The following is a 23072-nucleotide window of genomic DNA, read 5'->3' on the forward strand; positions in this document are numbered from 1 at the left end:
GATACCGTTAGTGATACCGGCATTCCCACCCGACCTTCACACGAGGCGCCCGCAATTGCGTCCCAACGCCTTGCTGGCGGCCATCGAAACAACGCGGGTGCGCTTGACGGCGGCGCTTCGGCTGCCCGATACCGAACCGCGCCACCTCGCCCGCGTTTGCTGCGCGGAAAATGCGGATACCAGCGACGAAACAGCATCCGGCTGAGAGGAGTGAATCGACGCATTGGACTGCCCCAACATCGGCAATTGCGCGGGTCGAATCTTGAATAGATCCGCCTGCACATTGCCGGTGCCTTCATGGACGGAGGTCAGGTAGGTAACTGGCAACGCTTCTCTCAAGCTTACCGCCGCCGCATCGACGTCGGCTTGCAGTTCACCCACATGCTGGCGCACGGTACGGTCGACCGTGCCCTGCACATCGGTCACTGCCCGCTCGATACCGTCCTTCACCTTGCGCAGTTCGTCGATCCGGATCTGCTGATCCACTTCCGCCCGCACGCTGTTCAGATAACGTTGGGCGCGCCCCAGCAGTGTGCCCGCGGTGCGCGCGACACGGGGAAGTCGCTCCGGACCGAGCACGACCAGCGCAACCGTGCCGATGACGGCCAGTTTCGAAATGTCGACGTCAAACATGGCAGCCGTCCCTCCAGATTGTTGCGAATTCAACTACGTGCATGGGTCATTGCTGCGAACTGGCGCGCGGACCCTGTACCTCGATGTGCGCGGCCGCTGGCGCCGCCTTCGCGCCGGCGTCGGCTGCAACCGGTTCGATTTCCTGCATGCCTTCCTTGAAATCCTTGATCGCTCCGCCCAGGTCCGAGCCGAGATTGCGGATCTTCTTCGTTCCGAAAACTAGCGCAACGATTGCCAGAACGATCAGCCAGTGCGTAATGCTAAGGCTACCCATGATCAAACTCCTTTCATATGTAATGAACTGAACGGCAACCTCTTCCAGGGTCGTGCACTGATCCTAATGGCATTTGCATGGAGCATGTATCAAACGTTCTTATAGTTTCATGAAAAAAATCTTGATTGTTCATTTTGGCCACACGTTTTTAGTATTTGCGGCACGGAGCGCATGGCGATGTCCCGATGCTGCAGTGAGGCGTCCACGTTGAGCGACGTTTAGCGGCAACTAGCGGCTACTAGCGGCAACATCAGTCACGCCGGCTCCAGTCCACACCTGCGTCGTACAGGAGTTCACCCTGACCACGGGTAATTGTTCTAGAGGATTACTGATGAGGAATCAAACATGACTGACCTGAAACGTCGCAGCGTACTCGCCGGAGCAGCAGCTGGAGCCGTGGCTCTCGGCGCATCGGCTGCGGCCAGAGCGGCTGAATTCGGCAACCCGGACCGGCCATTGCAAGGCAGTATCAATTCGACACCCGCTGCGAATTCCGAGCCGGGCCCGCAGAATCCGCAACTGCGCGACGTTCTGCCGTCGTTCAACAATCCGCCGCCGACGGACGTCGGCGGGATGTCGATTCCATGGGCCTCCTTCAATGAGGCGCACAAGCGTATCCAGGCTGGCGGCTGGGCTCGCGAAGTGACCACCAAGGCGTTCCCGATATCGAAGGACATCGCGGGCGTGAATATGCGTCTCGGACCGGGCGGCGTGCGCGAACTACATTGGCACCAGCAGGCTGAGTGGGCCATCATGGTCAGCGGCGACGTTCGTATCACGACGATCGACACCAAAGGCCGCGCGGAAGTGGCGGATGTACAAGCCGGGGACATCTGGTATTTCCCGCCCGGTTTGCCTCACTCGTTGCAAGGCCTGGGTAGCAACGGCGGCGAATTCGTGCTCGCGTTCGACAACGGTGCGGCCGGCGAATTCAACACGCTGATGGTGTCCGACTGGTTGGCGCACACGCCGCCCGACATCCTCGCCCAGAACTTCGGCGTGCCGGCCGAGAAGTTCAAGGAAATCCCGCTCGATCAACTGTGGATCTACCAGGGTGCGAAGGCAGGCCCGCTTGCGGCCGACCAGGCTTACGCAGCATCGCCGGCGGGCCGCCCGGACCATCCGTTCATCTTCCGCATGGGCTCGATGGCGCCGACGCTGTCCCAGCCGGGCGGTGAGGTCCGTATCGTCGACAGCAGCAACTTCCCGGTTTCGAAGACAGTCGCAGCCGCGATGGTGACGCTCCGTCCGGGCGGCTTGCGCGAGATGCACTGGCACCCGGACGCGGACGAATGGCAGTACTTCATTCAGGGTACGGGCCGCATGACGGTGTTCAACACGGGGCCGGCCGCTCAGACGGTCGACTTCAACCCAGGTGACATCGGCTACGTCGAGAAGAATCTGGGCCACTACATCAAGAATACCGGCAACACCGATCTGGTCTTCCTGGAGATATTCAAGTCGGACCACTTCTCCGAAGTGACGCTGGCGCAGTGGCTGGCGAACACGCCCCGGCAACTGGTGCGTGAACACCTGCGTGTCGACGACGCCACGCTCGACGTCATCCACAAGCTGAAAGACCGTCGCGACGTCATCGCGTAAGCAAACACAGTCCTGCAGTAACCGTGGCGCCGCGTGTATCCGGGTTCGTACCTGAACCAGGGGCACGGCGCCCGCTCCGGATTCAATGCGCAAGCACCACGCTTGCGCCGCGCTTGCGCAATCAACGCTGTCAAGCCGTAACGACACCACGCAGCTTTTTGAAGAGGCGCTCCTCATGATCATGGCAATCAAGCGAACGGCCAGGTACGCACTGTCCGGCGTGGCAACGGCGGACACAGTCATGGCGATGCGCGATGCCCTCGACAATAAACGCAGCGGTCTGCGTGCGTTGCTGCCATTCGCGGGCCCCGCGGTGATCGCCTCGGTCGGCTACATGGATCCAGGTAACTTCGCGACCAACATCCAGGCCGGTTCGACCTATGGTTACGAACTGCTTTGGGTCGTGCTGCTGTCGAGCCTCGTCGCCATGCTGTTTCAGGCGATGTCGGCCAAGCTCGGCATCGTGACCAGCCGTAGTCTCGCGGAACTCTGTCGCGACGAGTTTCCACGCCCTCTCGTGATCGGCATGTGGATCGCCTCGGAGATTGCCGCGATGGCGACCGACCTCGCCGAATTCATGGGCGCGGCGATGGGCATCTCGTTGCTGTTTCATCTGGCGATCGGCTGGGGACTTGTGATTACCGGCGTCGTCACTATCGGTATTCTGTCGCTGGAAAAAAAGGGCTTTCGTCCGCTCGAGATCGTCATTGCCGCGCTCATTACCGTCATCGGACTGAGCTATCTATCCGAACTCGTGATCGCACCGCCAGACTGGCACGCCGTCATCTTTCACACATTCGTGCCACATCTGCACGGAAGCGATGCGCTGATGCTCGCGGTAGGTATCGTCGGCGCGACCATCATGCCCCACACGATCTATCTGCACTCCGGCCTGACACAGAACCGCGCACCTACGCGCAATGACTACCAACGCCGCAAGCTGGTGAAATTTTCGAACCTTGAGGTCATAGGTGCGATGGGTTTTGCCGGTGCGGTGAACCTCGCGATGGTGGCCATGTCCGCCTCCGTGTTCAGCAAGAACGCACCTGGCATTTCGGACATCACGGCGGCATACCACACGCTTACTCCGGTTCTCGGCGCGGGCGCCGGCGTACTGTTTCTGATTTCCCTGCTGGCCTCGGGTATCTCCAGCTCGGTGGTGGGAACCATGGCCGGTCAATCCATCATGCAGGGCTTTGTCGGATTCAGAATACCCGTTCTGCTACGACGCCTCATCACCATGGTACCGGCCGTGATTGTCTGTATGACGTGCAACCCGATGAGCGCCATGGTGGACAGCCAGATCGTGCTCAGTCTGATCCTGCCGGTCCCGCTCATTGCGCTAGTCGTGCTGTCGTCGCGCCGCTCAGTGATGGGCCAATTTACCGCGTCCCGAAAGCTGATCGGAACGGCTGTCGTCGCAACCGGCGTGATTCTGGTCCTGAACGTAATGCTCGTCTGGCAAGCGGTCGTTTCTTAACAGCGCGCGAGTGCGACGCGCGACTTCGAGGCTCGCGCCACCGGCAACAATCGTGTTCGTTTCTGGAGCAGCGTGCTCAGGCCGCTGAAGATCGATGCCCGTATGCACACTCTCGATTCCCGTGAGACGTTCAAGCCGCGTGCCGGCCTCGGTGAGAAGAAAATGCCGGAAATCGCGAGCCGCGGGCGGCAAGGGGCGGTCCGCGCGGTGCGCGACACACCATTGGCGCTTAAGCGGAAAGCCTTGCACGTCCAGTACCTTGAGCAAACCGGCGCGCACTTCGGACTGAACCGCTTGCGCCGACAGAAAGCTGATGCCGAGGCCTGCCATGACCGACTGCTTGATTGCTTCCTCGCAACCGAGCTCCATGAAACGCAGTGTCGATTCGAGGCCGCAAAATGTGGCGTCGGCGGCGTTGCGGGTGTCAGTCCCGCTCTCCCGCACGATCACACATTCGAGTGCGATGCGCGCAAACGGAATGCCGGTTTCATCAGCGAGTGGATGCGTCGGCGCGGCCACCAGTACGAATGGATTGGGTGCAAACGGCTCGACTGTCATGGCAGGGTCGTCCGGTGCGTGCACCAGTACGGCGAGGTCGATCTGGTCGTTTCGCAGCAAGGTGATGAGTTGATCGCGACTGCGCACCGTCATGTCGAGATCGATGCCGGTGTTGCCCTGCATGAACGAGTTGATCAAATGCGGAAAGAAGTAGCTGCCCGAGGTAATCAGCCCAACCCGCAGGCGCTGGATGCCACCGGTCATCAGGTTCGCCAGTGATTGCTCGGCGGCCTTCAGATCCGCAAGGATCACCCGGCAGTGATGCAGAATCAGCTCGCCTGCCTCGGTCAACGAGATCCGCTTGCCAATGTGGCGAAACAGCGGCAATCCCGCTTGATCCTCCATCTGCTTGATCTGCATCGATACGGCCGGCTGCGTCAGGTGAAGGTCTTCAGCCGCTCGGGAAAAACTCAAGTTTCGCGCCACACTTTCGAAAGCCTTGAGTTGTCGAATTGTCATATTTTTCATTTGAATCCGCATGCCTGCTCTGTGGAACGTACAAACGCCTACGAAATATCCGGGCTTCCGCCAGCTCTACTGCAGTCACGCATGGACGCCGTGGCGACGCGCTGCAGATCTCTGGCTACGACAGGGAGATGAAGGGTGGCGCGCCTGACCAGCGTGGCGCGTGGAAAGTTAAGGCCAGGTACCGCGGCTCACATCCCCGCGGGCAGAATCGCTGCTAAACCCGAGAAGGTCCAAGATTGTTTCTCAACTGCATTGATTGAATCGCGCTATCGATCCACATGTAGCGACATCTACTCTTGCCATCTGGTTGACAGGCAAAGTTCAAGGTGCCGCGTCGCTTGCCGATCTCGGGTGGTGGAATGAAGTGCCATACATTCTGATTACTTGCAGATGGCTTCTTCTGCGCCCTGAGTTGAGACGAGACAGCCGGCGTGAGGGACGGGTTCTTATGCCCGGACGAAGCCGGCACGGCTGACGGAATGGAAGGCGCCATAACGGCAGATTGCAATTGCTTCAGCGTCGGACTGTGAAGCGGCCTGTGCGAAGGCGACCGACCAACGGCCGCAGCCAGCACGATAACGGATCGAATAGATGAACATGGCAATCTCCTGTGGCATTCAATATCAACACGCCCTGGCGCCCTTCGTCGCTGATCCGGACGGGTTGGTCCCATTCTGGTCACGCGCTGTTGACGCGATCCTGTCCGGCGGATTACATCCTTGTTATCTCGAAGCAGATTGTGTGCGTCGCAGCCATTCGCCGAGTTCTTTCCCACGAGCGCTGAACCCAATACGACTTCGGATATGCTGTCAGCAGAATGGCTCACACCTTACTTAAGCGGTGAGTGCTTTCTCGATGAGAGAAGAATAGGTTTTGCCGGAGGGTGAATCTACTCTACAGTTGGATATGCCAATGCCGCGTTAGCGTTGCCTGTTTATACGAACGTATAACCGCGGTGGGGAGCGCTGGTATTTCGAGCGGCTGCGGGAATGTCTCGTGTCGGTTAAGTATCGGACCGAGTGCGAGACAAGCCGCCTTTAGACAGGGCAACACTACCGATACGCGGGAATCGTAAATTGAAATGTCATTCCCGAATCGATATTGTGGGACGCCCACACCCGCCCTCCGTGAGCGTCGATGATTGAACGACAGATGGAGAGTCCCATGCCCATACCATCCACCTTCGTCGTGTAAAACGCGCTGAAAAGCCGGTCCAGCTCCTCGGGCTCTGTGCCGATGCCGACGTCCTGCACCGCCACGAATACCTGGCCGGATTCCCGCTGTTCGGTTCGGATGGTTAGCACACGCGTGCGACCGGTGACTGCCGCCATGGCCTGGACACCATTGATTGCGAGATTGATGATCACCTGTTGCAACTGGACCCGGTCGCCACGCACCGAGGGCAAATCCGGCGCAAGCCGCTGCTGCACCGTCACCCAATGTCTGAGCGCCTCCGGCTTTACAAGCGCGACCGCCTCGTCGATAACCTCGTTGATGTCCAGTGGAATCATCTCCGGATCCGCCCTCCTCGCAAGATCGCGAACGCTCCGGATCACGTTGCCCGCGCGATCGGCCTGCTCGGCAATGTGACTCACGCAGGCGCATGCCTCGGCTACTTCCGGAACATCGCGGGTCAGCCAGCGCAAGCCGGCTGCGGCGGTCGTGGAGATGGCCGCGAGGGGTTGATTCACCTCATGCGCAATCGAGGCACTCATCTGTCCAAGCGCTGTTACGCGAGCGGCGCGGGCCAGTTCCGCCTGTGCCGTGTGCAATGCCTCTTGCGCTTCCCGGGTGGTCGTGACGTCCATCAGTGCGCCAACGAATTCCTCGCCCGATTCGTATTTCGCGCGATGGGCCAAAACGATCAGGTGTTTGATCGTTCCATCCGGCATCAGAAGACGGTGCTCGTAGTCGTTCGCTGGTTCACCAAGTGCCACGCGATCCATCTCTCGCAGAACAAATTCCCGGTCATCCGGATGAACGCGTTGAAGAACGAGGTCGATCGTCGGCTCGACCGTTTCGTCCACGCCAAATATCCGATATGTCTCTTTCGACCAGACCATGTCGCCGCTGGTTAGCTTCCAGCCAAAGGTCCCCGTATGACTTAACCGTTGAGCCTCGGCCAGATTGGCCTCACTGCGCCGCAACGCGCCTTCCACACCTCTTCGCGCAACGTTCAGCCACACCACGAACAGGCCTGTCACCGCAAGCAGGACGATGCGGGGCAAGTCCGCAGACGCAACCTTGAACGAGTCGACGGGCGGGACAAAGTGATAAGTGAAACACGCGACGGATAGCGCGGTTGCGAGCAAACCCGGCCCGAGGCCACCGAACCAGGCGCTGAACATGATTGCGCATAGAGACAGCGAAACGAACGGACTACTATGCATGTGAGGTTCCAGCAGCAGTGCGGCGACGAACGCCGCTACAACCGACAGAACTGCAACCGCATAGTTAGCAAAAGCGGACCGTCTGGTCCACTGTAGAGGACTAGACCATGACATATCTGCTGCCTCCACGCATCAGCAATGCCTCGCGCAATCTGGCTGCCTGAGGCATTCGGGATCGACATCTTCAGAGCCGCGGCCGTCTGTTCGGGGAAGTTCGCAATGCAGATGCCGTCGACGGCCGCCTCGATCTCCTCGCGCTCGTATGCGAAACCGTACTCGGGTGACGCCGCGGTGACCGGCTACGCGACGGGGGCGACGCGCGCCCCGGCCCGGACCTTGCGTCGCCTGATTGTCGCGCGGGATGCCGGCAATCATACCGCTATCGGGCTGCCGCGGCGGCATTGTCAGGTTGATTATCGACGGTGTAAAACTACAGGAAACAGGTGTTTGCCCGGACGGTCGGCGGATTCTGGATGAGTTCGACGAAGCGACGCCATGCAGCGAAGCCTTGGGCGAGTTGCTTGCGGTAAAGCGAAGCGCACAAAGGGAAAGTCGGACTAGCGCCGATGCATGCCGCCGAATCCCCTGGTTCCACCGAATCCACGCATACCACCGCTGGGGAATGGCCTGCGATGAAAGCCCGTTCCGAATGGCACGAAGTGATTGTGACCAAACTGATGAAAGTGGTCGAAATGGTGAAAGTGATGGAAATGGTCGACAAAGATCAGACTCACGCCGCCGCCGATGAATATCGGCGGCCCCCACCACCACGGGTCGGGATAGGGATAGGCAGCGACCGGGTACCACAGCACGCTGCCATCCTCGCTTTGCACAATCTGCCAGGTCCCATCACTCTGCAGGCACGCACGTCCGACGACCTGCTGGATCGTCCCATCGATGTCCGCCTGCCCGACAACTGCGCGGCAATTCGCGCTATCGGCCGGCGCGGGTTGCTCGTCGTAGGTTTGCGCCAGTGCAGGCGCAGCGAAGCCGAGACACGCGAGCAATGTCCCGATACGAAGCAGTTTGTCCATGATGGTTGGCCACCTGAATCCCCGACGTTTTCGACGCCGAGTCGTCGGCGTCGCCCAGCACATCGGTGTGCTTGCGCAAATTCACGCCGCGGGCTTGCTGCAGCAGGCCTTGACGCTCGAGACATGGTTGCACGATGAGTAAACGATAGTGCACGCCGGCTTATTCCGGCACCGTGCGTGAAACGTGGGTTTTTCAGAGCGCTTCGGCGCGTTCTTTGTCTAACGAATTGCTGAAGCGACCAACACACCAGCTGCCGCAATACGGGCTCGAACCTGTAAAACCCGTTCTCCGGCTTTTTTGAATTCGGTCATCGCAGTGGGCCGTGGCGCGCCGGTGCGGTGCAACTCTCAAGGAATGCGCCGGAGATGGCGCACACGCTGAGCGCATGAAGCAAACTTTCGAACTAGAACAGCGGGTGCTCTTGCGGGTACAGCGCGGTCCTAAGGGCGAGGACACCGAGGACAACGAAGATGATGGCGGCCAGAATGTGGACCGCCCTGGTTGGCAGGCGGTCGGCGAACTTGTGTCCCAGGTAGATGACGGGCACATTTGCCAGCATCATGCCGAGTGTTGTGCCCGCGACGACGCCGAAGAACTCGTGAAAGCGCGCAGCGAGAGCAATGGTGACGATTTGGGTTTTATCGCCCATTTCGGCGAGAAAGAATGTGAGCGCGGTTGTGCCGAACACACCCATCGAGTTTTTGGTCAACACCGCATCAGCGTCGTCCAGCTTGTCCGGAACAAGAATCCACACTGCCATCACCGCGAACGACGCGACTACCGCCCAATTCAGAATGCCCGGACTCAGAACGCTCGCCAGCCACGCGCCGAGTGCGCCGGATGCACCATGGTTGATGAGGGTAGCGGCAAAAACACCCAGGATGATGGGAATGGGCTTGCGATATCGCGCGGCCAATACCAGGGACAGCAGTTGGGTCTTGTCGCCAATTTCGGCAAGGCCGACCACGCTGGTCGAGACAAGGAAGGATTGCATGGGTTGTTGTATCCGGGCCGCGCTGAAAGAACGCGATGACGCGCATTCCGGCGACCCGGTTAGGTCGGAATGCGTGCCATCAGTCTTGCCAGGCGCTTGGCTGCGCACGCCATAGCGGATCTCTCGACTCGCCAAGTATGTTGACGTGCGCCCTCGAACATCGCGTTCGAGGCGGCTACTCCCCAATGAACAGGCGCGATTCTATCGCGCCATGTGTGATAGACGCAAGTTATCGCACGGGAAGCTCGTGGCAAATGGAGACGCTCGCCAGAGCGGGTTATTCAAAGATGTGGCGCCCGGGGGCAACGCCGGGCATCGAAGCCACGGCCATCAATGCACGCCGACTCGACTGCCATAGATCAGGCCACCGCGTGTGAGGTCTGCACTTCAACGGTGACATGTGACAGCCCCTTGAACTGCTCGAGCACCGCGTGATAGAAGCGCGAATCATGCCGGGGCTCACCTGTTGCCACGGACACCACGGCACTCATGTGACCTGGACCCACCCGCCATACATGCAGATCGACGACCTTGTCGCCACGCTCCTCGATAGCGTTGCGCACGTTCTCCGCCATGCGTCGGTCGGAGCTCATGTCGAGCAGGATTGCACCGGTGTCGCGCATCAGCCCATAGGACCAGTTTGCAATCACCAGCGCGCCGATGACACCCGCGAGCGGGTCCATCCAGAGCCAGCCAAATGCGCGTGCCAGTAAGAGGCCGATGATAGCCAGCACGGAGACCGCCGCATCCGCCATCACGTGGATGTAGGCCGAGCGGATGTTATGGTCGCGGGTCGCGTCTTCATGGGCATGCTCGTCGTGAGCATGGTCGTGATTATGGTCGTGACTGTGGCCGTGATCATGGCCGTGTCCGTGGCTATGACCATGACTATGCCCGTAGTCGCCTCCGCTCAGCAGCCACACGCTTGCCAGGTTGACCAGCAGGCCGACCACCGCGATAGGAATCGCTTCGCCAAAATGAATGGGTACCGGCGACAGAAAACGCGACACCGCCCCGTAGCCAATCAGCACTGCAATCATCGCCAGCACGATGGCACTCGTGAAGCCTGCGAGATCGCCAAGTTTGCCGGTACCGAACACGAAACGAGGATCGGTGGCATGCCTGCGCGCATACGTGTAGGCAAGTGCCGCAATCAACATCGCGCCGGCATGCGTCGACATATGCAGACCATCGGCGACAAGCGCAAGCGAGCCGAACATACTGCCGCCGACGATCTCAATCAGCATCATTACGCTGCATAGCGCTATCACGGCCCAGGTCTTGCGCTCGTTCTTTTCATGACCGGCACCGAGAAAGTTGTGGTCATGTCCTGCGCCAAAGGCGGCGCTTTTGAAATCACTCATGTTCCGCTCTACTTGAAATAGCTGTGAACGACCTCGATAAGCTGATCCGTCGCGCTGCCGGCCGGCTCTTCGTTGGTGTCCGCATCGACGAGATGGGTGCGGATATGGTCCTCGAGCACGACAGCCAGGAGGCCATTCATCGCACCGCGGCAACTGGTTATCTGCTGCAGGATGTCAATGCACCCCTGCTCCTCCACGAGCGCCCGCTCGATGGCTTCGACCTGGCCCTTGATGCGCCGGACCCGGTTGAGCAGCTTCTGTTTCTCGCGAATGGTGTGGCTCATCAATGATCTCCCATATACCTAGGGGGAGTATAAGTCGGATAGGGTGGAGGGGTATATTAAATCTGTGTGGGCGAAAGTTGTTCGAAAGTATCCGCCTGGACAACTTTCGAATAGCCGTTTGCCCGGTCGAGCACCGCTGCATGCAATCATTATTACGAAATCCTTTCTGACGTGATATGCTCGCCCCTGTCTTTGGGGAGTAGCCGGCTTCTACCCAGAAGCGCCTGCATCAACATACTCGGTCGAGCAGACCGTGGTGCAGGCAGCCCTTTGGTTGGCAAGACCATCGACACACCACGCGACCGGTCGGGCGCGACGGTGTGTCGCGGTTTTCCGCCCGGCCATGAGCGCTTCCTGTCATGAATCCCGTCACAACCCTCTTCCTCGCTTTTGCCATGTCTACCGACGCCTTTGCGGCTGCGATCGGCAAAGGCGCCACCCTTCATCGTCCTCGCTGGCGCGAAGCCGTCAGGACGGGACTGATCTTCGGAATCATTGAGGCGCTGACGCCTTTAATCGGATGGTTCCTCGGCAAGGCTGCAGCCCAATACGTCTCCGCCTGGGATCACTGGATCGCATTCACGCTGCTGTTCATCCTCGGCGCCCGCATGGTCTTCAATAGCTTTTCCGCCAGGGAAGTCGAAGAAAAGAAGCCGGCCACCCATTCCTTCTGGCTGCTGGCACTGACCGGTTTTGCCACCAGCATCGATGCGATGGCAGTCGGCGCCGGTCTCGCCTTTGTCGACGTGAACATCTATTCGACCGCAGCAGCGATCGGTCTCGCCACCATGGCGATGGTCACGATCGGGGTCATGCTGGGCCGTGTCGTCGGCAACGTTGCGGGCAGGCGTGCGGAACTGGCGGGCGGCATTGTGCTGGTCGCCATTGGCAGCACTATCCTTGTTGAGCACTTGAAGCTCATTGCCTGATCACCTTGTCCTACAGTGGCTCGCTCGCATCGTCGCTGCGAGCGAGTAAACAAAACACTTCCTTCAATTCATTTTTGCAAACGCACCCAAACGGAAAAGCCACGCGGCAAGCCGAGCGCCCATCGCGGACCGATCGACTTTGTCGCGTCGGGGGATGGGAACAGCTCGGGAACACGGGAATAAGTATCGTCAGTCGTACGTTTAGCTCTCGTAGTACGCAATTGACGTGTGAACAATGAGCCGCGCACAGCCGGCGCCGAAAGATGAAAATGGATTAGCCTGGCACTGGCGCGACCTCTGATCAGGAGAGCACAGTCGATGACGTCGATTGCGAACACGAAGGAACGCTTTGGCGCGGTCGCGATGCTGCTCCACTGGTCGATGGCTTTTCTTATCATCGGGCTTGCGGCATTGGGTCTTTACATGGTCACGCTTCCCGATGTCGGCTTCAATACGAAGAAGATCGTGTTGATTCTCTTCCATAAGGAGGTCGGCTTGCTGGTTCTCGTCTTACTCGCGGCGCGATTGGCCTGGCGTTTGACTCATATACTGCCGCAATTGGTTGCACACCTGCCCGATTGGCAACAAATCGCTGCCCGATTCGTTCATCTTTGTTTTTATGCCCTGATGTTCGCGTTGCCGATGACAGGGTGGCTGATGTCTTCCGCCGCTGGCATCCCGGTATCGTTCTTTGGCCTATTCATGCTGCCAGATTTCCTCCCTCATGACGATTATCTGTTTCAACGACTCATCGATATCCACAAGTGGTTCGGTTTCGCGCTCATCCTGTTCATATTCGTTCATGTGGGCGCGGCGCTGATGCATCATTTCGTGCTCAAAGACGACACCTTGCGCAGAATGCTGCCCTAGTTCGCGTTATCGACCACCAACGCGGCCAGTTCCCGCAATAGCGTTACCATCGCCTCATTGGCAGCCACGACGCCCGCGTAGGGGTTCCTCTCCCGCATGGGTTCACTCACTGACAATTCCCTGGTCGCAATGACCTGATTCGTGGCTTCACGGCTCAGATAGAAACGCATCGTGAGTCGCAGCATCGCGGGCTCCGACGTGAAGTCCTGCTTTAAGTTCAGGATTTCGCTGCGAAGCACGAACGTGTGGCGACCGAAATCGGGGGACGGCAGAACTTCGCTGAAATAGTGAGTGTGCCGAAGTGTCTCGACGATTAAAGGCTGAATCATCTGCGACGGTGTCTCTGCCCATTCATTTTGACTGAAGTACGCGATCTGATAAGCCTGCGTCGTATAGACCATCTGCGTGGTGGCATAGAGCGGTTCGGTATCGGGGAAGAGGACCAGCAGGGTCCCGGAGTGAGTCCGCTCGCTGGGCAGATCGAGCGGGATATCGGTCAGCGCATATTGTTTCGTATCTGTCTTGACCGGTGAGAGTAGCGCGCAGCCCGACAGCAGGACGACGCAGAGCACGCTGAAGATCGTCCTGCGCGTATCGACTTTCATTTTCGTTCCCCCGGTCCGAGTGGCCGCGGCGCAGTTCCGCGAATCACGATTGAGGGGTCTCGGTTGACCTTAGTCGCCAGGTCAGTGAAGGAACTGGACAGATTGTCAAGATTGAACAGAGCCTTGTGCGCTTCAGGCAAAATTTGCGTCTGGAGTGCTGTCACGGCGTCATTGCTCGATTGCAGCAACGCGTGCGCTTCAGGCAAGGTCTGCGTTTGAAGCGCTCTCACTGCGCTGTCGCTCGACCGCAGCAAGGGCTCAAAACGACGACTGGCGCGTTCAGTATTGGCAACGATAGCGTTGAGCTTGTTGGTATTTTCCACCAGGACCTGGGTGACCTGCTGCAAATTGTCCGCTGATTGCTTCAATGATGCTACGGTCTTCGTGTCGAGTATTGATTTCAGCAATCCGGTGACGATCTGAAAATTTGCGTTGACCTGATTGATCGTCGTGTCGAGCGTCACGACGTTTGACGGAGCCGTCGGTATGGTCGGATAGGCCTCGCCGGGCCGGGCAGTCAGTGGCCGCGGATTGATGCCGACATCTTCAAGAGCAATGCAAACGTAGCCGGTAAACCCGCGTGTCGCGAGTCCTCGCGAGGTAATCGTCGCTACGGTAATCGAAGTAACCGGCGCAGTCTTGTCGATACTCAGTACGATGCCTACTGAATGCGAATTGACCAGCCTGACGCTTTTTACCTTTCCCACCTCGACGCCGTGAAATTCAACCGGGGCATCGGCAACCAGACCTGAGACCGACTCCTGGGTATAGATCTGATAGGTCGCATACTGGCTTAGGGAAACGGCATACCAGATTGCCACCGCGACAGTCGAAGCAAGCAGGAACGCCACGAACGCGAATCCCGCCTTCGTATTGTTATCGCTTTTCATCCCACACGCCCCACATGTGTCCAGAACACCGTTAGCCAGGCGGCGGACCGGGGCAGGCGTCGCCTGCTCCGGGACGAGCGACTGATCCGACGTTCAACTCATCCGAGCGGAACCTCCCGAACCACGGCTTACCTGACATCTGACTGACGTATTCGCTCGACTTCTGATTGCACGCCGCTTCCGACGCATCAGCAATGGTTAATATCCGCCACTACTGCTGCTGCCACTGCTCGACGTCGCGCCGCCGCCGTGCGAACTCCCGTCTGATGGGCATCCCGTTAAGGCTAGCGAAGCAAGCATGAGGAATGCTAATAACAGCCTGGTAGTTTTCATCGTGACCTCCCGTGTGTACGACCCGCTGCGCTTTGCGAGACTGCGCACGGTAAACGTCTGCCGGAGCCACGATATTCCATTCGGAGCGGTCACCGGTTGGCATTGGGCGGACCGGCCTTGTTTCGCCGCGAAGGGCGTCCCGGTCAGGTCAAGGGCCCGTCGGCATGAGGCCGGTCGCAGATGGTTGACACGAACAAGTCAAGCGACGGCGCGGCGGATGGTTGGGGGCATTGCGTGACTGGTCGCATGTTTTCCTGTGTCCCATCTCGCGCGGCGCCGCCAATCCATTCGCGCCTGCGCTGCATCAATCCATGCACGAAAATGGAATAGACAGCCGGGGCCGACCGTTTATACGACATATCCAAACCCGCGGCAGACTACGACGAGCGCTCGGCGCGCGTTGCGAGTCGGTGTTCAACATACTCAGGGGCCGGTAACGGACAGATAAGCGGCGACCTGCTCGATCTGCGTGTCATTCAGCGTAGCCGCTACTGCTGTCATCGTTCCGGCTTTCGGCGGAGCGGCTTTTGCGCGCGCCTGGAATTCGTGCAGCCGGGCGACGGTAAATGCGGCGGGCTCGCCTGCGATACCGGGGAAGCGCGCGCCGTTGCCCTTGCCGCCCGCGGCGTGGCAACTGAAGCATGCCGCTACGCTCGTGCCCGCTCCCATTTCGGCGAGTTGCTTGCCGGCCGCGACGAGCTCCGGCGCTGGCGGCTGTGAAGCTTTCACAAGCGGCGGATGCTGGTTCGAAAAGAACACCGCGAGAGCACGCATGTCGCTGTCCGACAGGTTCTGAGTGACCGCCTGCATCGGAGGGCTGACACGCGTGCCGGCCTTGAACATCGACAGCGCATGCGCAAGGTACTCCGGATTCTTGCCTGCCAGCCGCGGCACGCCCATTTCACTTCCGGCACCCAACGCACCATGGCACGCTACACACGTCGCAATCGACGGACCCTGTGCAACGTTGCTTGCACTTGTGCTCGCAGCCTGGCTCTGGGCGAAGCATAAGCTGGCGAACCCGGCAAGCGACGCCCCCAATCCTACTTGCGCACAGCGCGAAATGACGTGCCGAAGATATGAAGCCGCCTTCTCGTGCCGCCCATGGTCTGCGCGAGACCTGCTGTCCGAATTGCGTACATTGAATTGCTTGATGATGTTGAGCATCTGATCTTCCACTTGAGGTTTACATTAGTCTGTCGATAGTCAACCGGCGGGTGAAGTTGGTTCTATCGATGACGCTCATTGAAGATCGCTATACAGTCGGGGGGATTGAGCATGCGTAAGGATTTGAGCCTTGATAAAGACGATCGAGGACGATGTCCGATGACGAAAATGTAATCGGACCGCAACGTCACGGTTATCCAGTGGGCCCCCTTCTCACCCGAGAAATCGAGTCGATACTTTCATTTCGCCTCGAGGGACTTCTATCAATGCGTCGCACCGACCTTTCTGAGTGCTTCCATTGCCACCGTATTGCCTTGCGCCTGAACGGTCGCAAGCGCAGTGTTTCCCCGCGCGTCCTCATGATCCGGGTCCGCGCCATGTGCGATCAGATCATTGAACAGGCTAAAACGTCCAAACAGCGCGGCGAAAGCAAGTGCGGTTTCGCCCGCGTTATTGGTTGCGTTAACGTCGCAGTGCGTTTGCAAGAGCGTCCTTGCAATGTCGAGCTGACCTTTGTAAATGACGCCCATCAAAGCCGTATTGCCATTACCGTCTGCTGCGCACGCATTCGCGCCTGCGGCTATCAGCTTGTCGACCGTATCTGGATGATTGTCGTAGGCGGCAAGAATCAGCGCTGTGTAGCCGCTCGAATTGGCGCTTTCGATTGGATAACCCGCCTTGAGCAAGGCATCGAGAATGTCCCATCGTCCTTCTCGTGCAGCGTTAAACCATTCGCGGTCGTATTGATGCGCTTCGACGCGCTGGTTCGCTTGCAGTTGCGGGACAGGCATGACTTCCGATGCGCATCCGGCCAGCAACATGGCACATGCAGCCACGCCGGCGATGGAAGGCCATGCAAAACCAAAGTGTCTACGCTGCTTCATGCGAGGTGTTTCCGTGAGACGAGGCACGCCGGATGAGCGGCGTGCCTCCTGTTACGCAGTGGCGACTCAAGGCGTATCAAGTTCGCCTGAAATCACTCATCGGACAGCTTCGCCGACATCGTCTTCACCTTCGAGCCGTCCGCATTCAGCGCTCGAATCAGGCGAGCACCCAGATCGGGATCGGCCTTGTTGAAGTAAGACAGCATCGTGTACTTGTTGTCTTCGTTCGTGACATGGCTCAGGTCGCCGGACAGCGCGGTGACGAGATCGCCCTTGCCTTGCTCGGTAAGACTTTCGAAATACTGACCCGCTTGCCGGAAGTTCTGCTTCTTGTGAATCGCGATCTGCTGCGTCGTGCCGGACAATGGCGTCTGTACATACTTGTATTTCGGGTCCTGGCTTAGCTCGCTAATCCCCGACGGCTCATAGTTGACGTCGCCGGTACGACCGCTCGCGTTCATTTTCCCGTCCTGATTGTTGTTGTGGACGTCAATCAGCGGGCGGTTGATCGGAAGCGAATTGTAGTTCGCACCCAACCGGTACATTTGCGTATCGGCGTAGGCAAACAAACGGCCCTGGAGCATCCGGTCTTCCGACGGTTCAATGCCGGGAACCAGTCTGGACGGCGCAAACGCGGACTCTTCGGTGGACTCGAAGTAGTTGTCGGGCACGCGGTTCAGCGTCATGGTGCCGATCTTGCGCTCAGGTACGCCGAGCCATTCCTTGGTGTCGTCAAGCGCATCGTAAGAGAACTTGTTCAGATCGGACGGCTTGAGAACCTGGACGTATAGATCCCACTTCGGGAAATCGCCCTTCCGGATTGCGCCGTAGAGATCGTTGGTCATCAGATTCCAGTCCGAGCCGATGGATGCGGCGATTTCACCGGGACGCAAGTCCTTCTTGCCCTGATCGCTGACCCAGTGGAACTTGACGTAGTGCACCTCGCCCTTCGCATTCACGAACTTGAAGGCATGTACTCCAAATCCGTCCATGTGCCTGTACGAATCGGGCATGCCGTCGTCGCCATAAAGATGCGTGAGCATATTCGTCGCTTCAGGCGTATGCGCAAAGAAATCAAACGCCAGATTGGCGTCCTGAACCCCGGTGACCGCGCTGGGTTTGTTAGCGTGGACGAAGTCAGGGAACTTGATCGCGTCGCGAATGAAGAAGATCGGCCAGTTAATGCCGACCATGTCCCAATTGCCTTGCCCGGTGTAGAACTTGATCGCGAAACCGCGGGGATCGCGCGCTTGTTCAGGAGATCCGCGGTAGCCCATCACCGTCGAGAACCGCACGAATACCGGCGTTTTACTGCCCGGCGAGAAGACCTGCGCTGTTGTCAGATCGGATAGATCGGTGCTTGGAACGAATTCGCCGAAGGCGCCCGTGCCTCGCGCATGAACGACACGCTCGGGAATACGCTCACGGTCGAAACGCTGCAGCTTTTCAACCAGATGCGAATCCTGCAATAGCACGGGGCCTTCCGGACCCGCTGTTTCCGAATTCTGATTGTCTCCAACGGGAGAGCCATTGTCGCGGGTCATGTCGGCTGCAAAGACAGGCGGCAACATCGTGGCGCTCAAGACAACGGACAGAAGCGTTCTTTTAAAGAATTTAGTTGCATGTTGCATATTTCGGTTCCTAGGATCAGTTACTACTCAAGACATCGCCCATCGGGTTGAATCCTATGTCGATGCCTCTGACTGGTCCAATCGCAGTTCCTAATGAATGCGATAGTGATGTCTTAGGAATATGAGTACCTGACAAATCTTGCAGATAGTAATGCAGCGGGTGGAGTCAACCTCTCGTTGCAACACCTTTCGTTTCTGATGGTGGACCAGGAGAAAAAGCGAGTGAATCAGAAGAGGAGATGCGGACTATCACCTGCACAAGGAGGTGTTCCTGAACACGCTGGCGAGTGTCAATCGGGCTTCTTCAGTCCGCTCGGATTCTCAGGTCCACCGCGCGTCACCCCTTGATCAGCCGGCGCGCTCGCACCGCGGTTATCAGGTGCTGTCTCGCGTCGTCCGGAGGCCGCCGACGCGGAATGGGGCGCGCGGACTGCGCCAGGTGTGCGTGGTCGATCGCCACTCTGAGACGCCTGGGCAACGCTAGTGCCTCGCATCCCCGCTCCCGAGTGGGCCGCCCCCACACCACTCGCTCCCGCCTCACGGGCCGCATCTGCATTCTGGGCAGATCCGGCCGTCGCAAAGGTCGACATCAACGCTGCAGCCGCGAAGCTTTTGAAGAGGACTTTCATTTTCGTCTCCATCGTCACGCGCACGCACCCATCGATGCGCGTGCGCGTTTGCTCGACAAATCGCTGCTGACAGGCCGAGGGCTGCTTCCCTTCACCCGCAGGTCGCCTCCATTTGGAAATTGCACCTTGATGCGGCCTGCGCGAGTCAGCCCACGCTACGCGTTGTGCATTGGAGGTGTTTTCATGTTAGTTCCACCGAACGACAGGACCAGCATTTTTCGTTACATCCGACGAAATTGTGCTGGAAGCCACAGCACAGCGACGCCGTTGGAACAAGATCAATGGGTAGCCCGTGAGGCCGTCTGAGCCCGCGTTGTGTTACGAAGCGCGCCGCTGGAAGATTCTGCCGGCATCACAGTCCAGCCAATGCCCCGGACGTTGCGGATCAACGATTGCCCATATTTCTTCCGCATCCCATGGATCAATACGTCGACTGCATTGCTATCTACCTCTCTTGCCCAGCCGTATAGCCGTTCTTCGAGCTGCCCTCGCGACAGCACCGAGCCGCGTCGCTCCAGAAAGGCACGCATCAGCACAAACTCACGCGCGGAGAGCGACGACTCGGCACCGTTATAGAAGAACGTGTGCTTGTCCAGATCGAGACTGATCGTCTGGTCGCCGATTCGTGAGGTTGCGTAGCCGGCAGTGCGCCGCAATACCGCACGAATGCGCGCGAGCAGTTCCCGGGTATCGAATGGTTTGAGTACGAAATCATCGGCGCCGGTGTCGAGACCGCGCGCACGCGTTTCAGGATCGTTATTTGCGGAGAGAAGCAGCACCGGGATCGTGATACCTGCAGCACGCGATGCCTTCAGCAGATCGATTCCGCAAACACCTGGAAGCCCGATGTTGATTAAAGCGACGGCGTAACCGGCATTTCCAATCGCGTCTTTTCCAGCCTTGCCATCACGAACCCAATCGACCGTGTAATCCGCCTCCTTCAACGCGCAGGACAGGTTTCGACCTTTATCCAGATCATTTTCAACAAGTAATACTCGCATCGTTTCCTCGTGAAGTGCCGAAAGCGTTCCCTGTGTCCATGGGCCGGACGCTGTCGGTTCAAGTGATCTCCCCGTCTTGTTTCGAACAACGTCTTCGTAGAGTCATCAGACGGTCCTAATGCATGACATAAGCCTTTTCACTGCAGCGCGTCAGGCCAGTTTTTAAAGATTTACAGAATTAGCCCTATCTGGAGCAGAATCGGGCAATCACACAGCCTGCCTTGGCGGCCAATCCTTCTCCAAAATCCGTTGCCCCGAATTGTGCGGGTTCGTTTTTTACGAAACATCCCCATAACTGGTGATAGCGGAGTTATTGTTCTGCTGAAGAGGCGGTTGTGCTCGAGTCGATTATTACAATTTGCCTTCTATATCGTGCTGGCACATCGCTGAACCGCGCCAGGCTGAGGAAATCACGCGAGGTGACTGTATGACGGCATACAGCGCAGACGAACTCGTCGGAGAGATATACGAGGCTGCGATGGGGCAACGGAGCTGGATGGATGTCGGCCGCGGGATTCGAAGGCTGACAGGCGCGCATACGGTGGCGATGTGGGCGCCCGGGCTGGACAATGAAACGAAGTCGAATCTGCTCATGCCGTTCGACGAAATGCAGGCGAAGCATCAGTATTTCTCGCACGGACTCAAGGTCAACCCCTTTCACAATTGGGGCTCCACGACAGCATCGACGGCGGGGACCCGTGCAAGCGTTCCCCTTGTGACGAGTGGCGACGAAATCATCTCCAGGCAGGAACTCGTCAAAAGCGCGTACTACCACGAGTGCATGCGTGAATATGATCTTCAGCACGTGGGCTATGCCCGGCTGACCCACTGCGACGCAATAGGCTTAGGCTTCAGCCGCGACGGCCTATCCGGCCCGTTCGACGCAGAGGAGCTGACGCTGATTGGACGCCTTCGTCCGCATCTGGAGCGGGGACTGCAGTTGCGTCGACAAATGTCGAGCCTTGCCGGCCAGCCCGACTACGGCCGAGCCGCACTGGAGGCGCTGCCCGGATACGCGATGATCGTATCCGCCGACCTGCGGATCCTGTTTGCCAACACGGCAGCGGTCAATAAGGCTGCGTCAGCTTCGTGTGGTTTGCGTGTCGTGAGATCCGGGCCGATGCCTGGCAGTTCTGCGTTTCTCACGGCGGCGCATCGTGACGACAACAAAACGCTGGCAGCGCTGGTGTTAGCCGCGGCGTCGGGGCGATCCGGCGGTGCGATGCGGATTCGTTCGCCGGCGACGGCCTCCTTGGCGACAGGTCTGGCCGTGCTTGTCTCTCCCGTTCCTGATTGCTTTGTCGACCGAACGTGTGCTGACCCGCGAATGCAACTGGCGAAAGGTGTCGCTTTAGTGACGGCGCGGGAAATTTCAGTCAAGCACTCGCCCGCTCATGGGGAGTTGCTGCGAAGCCTGTTCGATTTGTCGAAAGCGGAAACCGACGTGGCGATGACACTGATTGGTGGACGATCCGCCGAAGACGTAGCACGCTCCCGCGACGTTTCTCTGGGCACGATCAGAACGCAAATCAAGGCGGTGCTCAGAAAAATGGACGCGTTGAATTTGCGAGACTTTGAACGAATCGTTGCATCGGTCGAGGCGATGTTACCGGCAGCGACGAGCCCACACGCCCTTAAATCGGATCGATTCGTCTGATCGTGCCGACCACGAAGGCATAACTGGCGACCGCCAGCAGAGCGTGGGCAGCGACGAATATCAGCGCACCGTTGAATGAGTGCATGGTGTGGACCAGATAACCGATAGCAATCGGTGTGGTGATACCCGAGACGCTACTGAACGTATTGAACACCGACGCAGTCAGACCTGACGCGTTCACCGGCGACGTATCGGCGATAACCGCCCACCCGAGTGCGCCGAAACCCTTACCGAAGAAAGCCAGTGCCATGATCGTGACAACGAGCCAGTCTGCGCTCACGTAATTGCACGCCACGATGGTGGAAGCCATCAGCATCCCCACGTATATGGGCACCTTGCGCGCGACGGTGAGTGTCCGGCCTCGTCGCAGAAGCAGGTCAGAAAACATTCCGCCTAGAATTCCGCCGGAAAATCCGCAAATGGCAGGTACGGACGCCAGTATCCCGGCATGCAGCAAGGAGATATGTTTTTCCTGCACCAGATAAACAGGAAACCACATGATAAAGAAGAAGCTCAGCGTGCTGATGCAGTACTGTGCGAAGGAAATTCCCAGCAGCACGCGGTTTTGCAGCAGGCGGCGCAATGTGTCGAAGCGGGCCCGTCGCCGGGGCCGTTTGCCCTGCATTGCGAGCGAACGGCCGTGCTTGCTACCGCCATCCATGTCCAGTGTTCCGCCGCCCGCCTCGATGAACTCGCGCTCCGCTGTAGTCAGCCGAGGGTGATCCAGCGGCCCTTTCAGCCTGAGTCCAAATAGCGCGCCTGCAGCGATGCCGATGGCGCCCATGGCAAAGAAGACCGAGCGCCATCCGAAGTTGGCGGCAAGCAGAGCGAGCGCGGGCGTAAACGCCGCGGCGGCGAAGTACTGCGTGGCGTTGAAGATCGCCGATGCCGTCCCGCGCTCGGTTGCCGGAAACCAGGCTGACACGATCTTGGCGTTGGCGGGATAGCAAGGCGCCGCTGCCATGCCGATCATGAAGATCAACGCGAAGATCAGTACGCTCGCCGCGTGCGGTCCAAAGAGAGGGGCAAGGCCTACGCCCGCCGCGCAAAAAGACCACAGGAAAACGGCGCATGTATAAGTGCGTTTGGCCCCGAACCGATCCAACGTCCAGCCGCCGGCCAACTGGAAGAGTGTGTAGGCCCACGCGAACGACGAGAAAATCCAGCCCAGCTGCAGGTGATTCAAATGCAACTCAGCGGACATCGGCGTGGCCGCAATCGACATCGCTGCGCGATCCGCGAGATTGATCGTCATGACGATGAAGATCAGGCCGATCACTTCGTAGCGAATGTGCCGCGCCGCCAGCTGGCGCAGTCGCGCGAACGGGCTCTTTCCGATGGGATGATCGAAGGTGCGTGTGGGATCGACGTTCATGTGAGAAATCCGGAAATTG

Annotated in this window: 21 protein-coding genes and 2 riboswitches; of the genes, 5 read left to right on the top strand and 16 right to left on the bottom strand. The window is 58.7% G+C overall.

Annotated elements, in window-relative coordinates; translation table 11 throughout:
* Positions 1-36 precede the first annotated feature (36 nt).
* The gene (tatB, locus tag PQR53_RS06610; RefSeq protein ID WP_408451772.1) at positions 37-633 is read right to left on the bottom strand and encodes a Sec-independent protein translocase protein TatB; all 597 of its coding nucleotides are present in this window, start codon (positions 631-633) and stop codon (positions 37-39) included.
* A 46-nt stretch (positions 634-679) separates the two neighbouring features.
* Positions 680-907 (bottom strand): Sec-independent protein translocase subunit TatA, encoded by a 228-nt coding sequence (tatA, locus tag PQR53_RS06615; RefSeq protein WP_408451773.1) that lies wholly within the window; start codon positions 905-907, stop codon positions 680-682.
* A 345-nt stretch (positions 908-1252) separates the two neighbouring features.
* Between tatA and PQR53_RS06620 the strand changes: the two genes are divergently transcribed.
* Both PQR53_RS06620 and PQR53_RS06625 read left to right on the top strand, forming a co-directional pair.
* Positions 1253-2509 carry a cupin domain-containing protein gene (locus PQR53_RS06620; protein WP_408451774.1) on the top strand — a complete coding sequence of 419 codons (1257 nt, stop codon included), beginning with the start codon at positions 1253-1255 and terminating at the stop codon, positions 2507-2509.
* A gap of 175 nt (positions 2510-2684) precedes the next feature.
* Positions 2685-3989, top strand: coding sequence for an Nramp family divalent metal transporter (locus PQR53_RS06625; RefSeq protein ID WP_408451775.1), 1305 nt, complete (start codon positions 2685-2687; stop codon positions 3987-3989).
* Here PQR53_RS06625 and PQR53_RS06630 read toward each other — a convergent pair.
* The 7 genes from PQR53_RS06630 to PQR53_RS06660 form a co-directional block, all read right to left on the bottom strand.
* On the bottom strand, positions 3876-5027 hold the full coding sequence (locus PQR53_RS06630; protein WP_408451776.1) for a LysR substrate-binding domain-containing protein: 1152 nt from the start codon (positions 5025-5027) through the stop codon (positions 3876-3878). The genes PQR53_RS06625 and PQR53_RS06630 overlap by 114 nt on opposite strands.
* 434 nt (positions 5028-5461) lie before the next feature.
* Positions 5462-5614 carry a hypothetical protein gene (locus PQR53_RS06635; protein WP_179730772.1) on the bottom strand — a complete coding sequence of 51 codons (153 nt, stop codon included), beginning with the start codon at positions 5612-5614 and terminating at the stop codon, positions 5462-5464.
* Between the two features lie 453 nt (positions 5615-6067).
* Complete coding sequence (locus tag PQR53_RS06640; protein WP_408452335.1) at positions 6068-7519, bottom strand: ATP-binding protein; 1452 nt, start codon at positions 7517-7519, stop codon at positions 6068-6070.
* A gap of 443 nt (positions 7520-7962) precedes the next feature.
* Positions 7963-8439 carry a hypothetical protein gene (locus PQR53_RS06645; RefSeq protein WP_408451777.1) on the bottom strand — a complete coding sequence of 159 codons (477 nt, stop codon included), beginning with the start codon at positions 8437-8439 and terminating at the stop codon, positions 7963-7965.
* 404 nt (positions 8440-8843) lie between these two features.
* Entirely contained in the window at positions 8844-9434 is a 591-nt protein-coding gene (locus PQR53_RS06650; RefSeq protein WP_408451778.1) for a TMEM165/GDT1 family protein, read from the bottom strand.
* A gap of 10 nt (positions 9435-9444) precedes the next feature.
* A riboswitch (yybP-ykoY riboswitch) is annotated at positions 9445-9630 on the bottom strand.
* 163 nt (positions 9631-9793) lie between these two features.
* The gene (dmeF, locus tag PQR53_RS06655; RefSeq protein WP_408451779.1) at positions 9794-10798 is read right to left on the bottom strand and encodes a CDF family Co(II)/Ni(II) efflux transporter DmeF; all 1005 of its coding nucleotides are present in this window, start codon (positions 10796-10798) and stop codon (positions 9794-9796) included.
* Between the two features lie 8 nt (positions 10799-10806).
* Positions 10807-11082, bottom strand: a complete 276-nt coding sequence (locus tag PQR53_RS06660; protein WP_408451780.1) for a metal/formaldehyde-sensitive transcriptional repressor — start codon at positions 11080-11082, stop codon at positions 10807-10809.
* Between the two features lie 182 nt (positions 11083-11264).
* A riboswitch (yybP-ykoY riboswitch) is annotated at positions 11265-11435 on the top strand.
* A 6-nt stretch (positions 11436-11441) separates the two neighbouring features.
* Here PQR53_RS06660 and mntP point away from each other — a divergent pair.
* A complete protein-coding gene (gene mntP / locus PQR53_RS06665; protein ID WP_408451781.1) occupies positions 11442-12011 on the top strand; it encodes a manganese efflux pump MntP in 570 nt (189 codons plus the stop codon).
* Between the two features lie 318 nt (positions 12012-12329).
* On the top strand, positions 12330-12881 hold the full coding sequence (locus tag PQR53_RS06670; protein ID WP_408451782.1) for a cytochrome b: 552 nt from the start codon (positions 12330-12332) through the stop codon (positions 12879-12881).
* Here the strand turns inward: PQR53_RS06670 and PQR53_RS06675 are convergent.
* The 6 genes from PQR53_RS06675 to PQR53_RS06700 form a co-directional block, all read right to left on the bottom strand.
* Entirely contained in the window at positions 12878-13486 is a 609-nt protein-coding gene (locus tag PQR53_RS06675; RefSeq protein ID WP_408451783.1) for an ABC-type transport auxiliary lipoprotein family protein, read from the bottom strand. The genes PQR53_RS06670 and PQR53_RS06675 overlap by 4 nt on opposite strands.
* Positions 13483-14376 carry an MlaD family protein gene (locus tag PQR53_RS06680; protein WP_408451784.1) on the bottom strand — a complete coding sequence of 298 codons (894 nt, stop codon included), beginning with the start codon at positions 14374-14376 and terminating at the stop codon, positions 13483-13485. The genes PQR53_RS06675 and PQR53_RS06680 overlap by 4 nt, the downstream gene beginning before the upstream one ends.
* A gap of 756 nt (positions 14377-15132) precedes the next feature.
* Positions 15133-15876 (bottom strand): c-type cytochrome, encoded by a 744-nt coding sequence (locus PQR53_RS06685; protein ID WP_408451785.1) that lies wholly within the window; start codon positions 15874-15876, stop codon positions 15133-15135.
* 263 nt (positions 15877-16139) lie between these two features.
* Positions 16140-16760, bottom strand: coding sequence for an ankyrin repeat domain-containing protein (locus PQR53_RS06690; RefSeq protein WP_408451786.1), 621 nt, complete (start codon positions 16758-16760; stop codon positions 16140-16142).
* A gap of 92 nt (positions 16761-16852) precedes the next feature.
* Positions 16853-18331: a catalase gene (locus tag PQR53_RS06695; RefSeq protein WP_408451787.1), complete on the bottom strand. Its 1479-nt coding sequence runs from the start codon at positions 18329-18331 to the stop codon at positions 16853-16855.
* Positions 18332-19298: 967 nt separating this feature from the next.
* Positions 19299-20021 carry a response regulator transcription factor gene (locus PQR53_RS06700; protein WP_408451788.1) on the bottom strand — a complete coding sequence of 241 codons (723 nt, stop codon included), beginning with the start codon at positions 20019-20021 and terminating at the stop codon, positions 19299-19301.
* A 427-nt stretch (positions 20022-20448) separates the two neighbouring features.
* Here PQR53_RS06700 and PQR53_RS06705 point away from each other — a divergent pair, with 427 nt between their 5' ends.
* Complete coding sequence (locus tag PQR53_RS06705) at positions 20449-21678, top strand: helix-turn-helix transcriptional regulator (RefSeq protein ID WP_408451789.1); 1230 nt, start codon at positions 20449-20451, stop codon at positions 21676-21678.
* Here PQR53_RS06705 and PQR53_RS06710 read toward each other — a convergent pair.
* A complete protein-coding gene (locus tag PQR53_RS06710) occupies positions 21656-23053 on the bottom strand; it encodes an MFS transporter (protein WP_408451790.1) in 1398 nt (465 codons plus the stop codon). The genes PQR53_RS06705 and PQR53_RS06710 overlap by 23 nt on opposite strands.
* Positions 23054-23072: the final 19 nt, after the last annotated feature.

The organism is Paraburkholderia fungorum (assembly GCF_046027605.1).
GTDB classification, from domain to species: Bacteria; Pseudomonadota; Gammaproteobacteria; order Burkholderiales; family Burkholderiaceae; genus Paraburkholderia; species Paraburkholderia fungorum_F.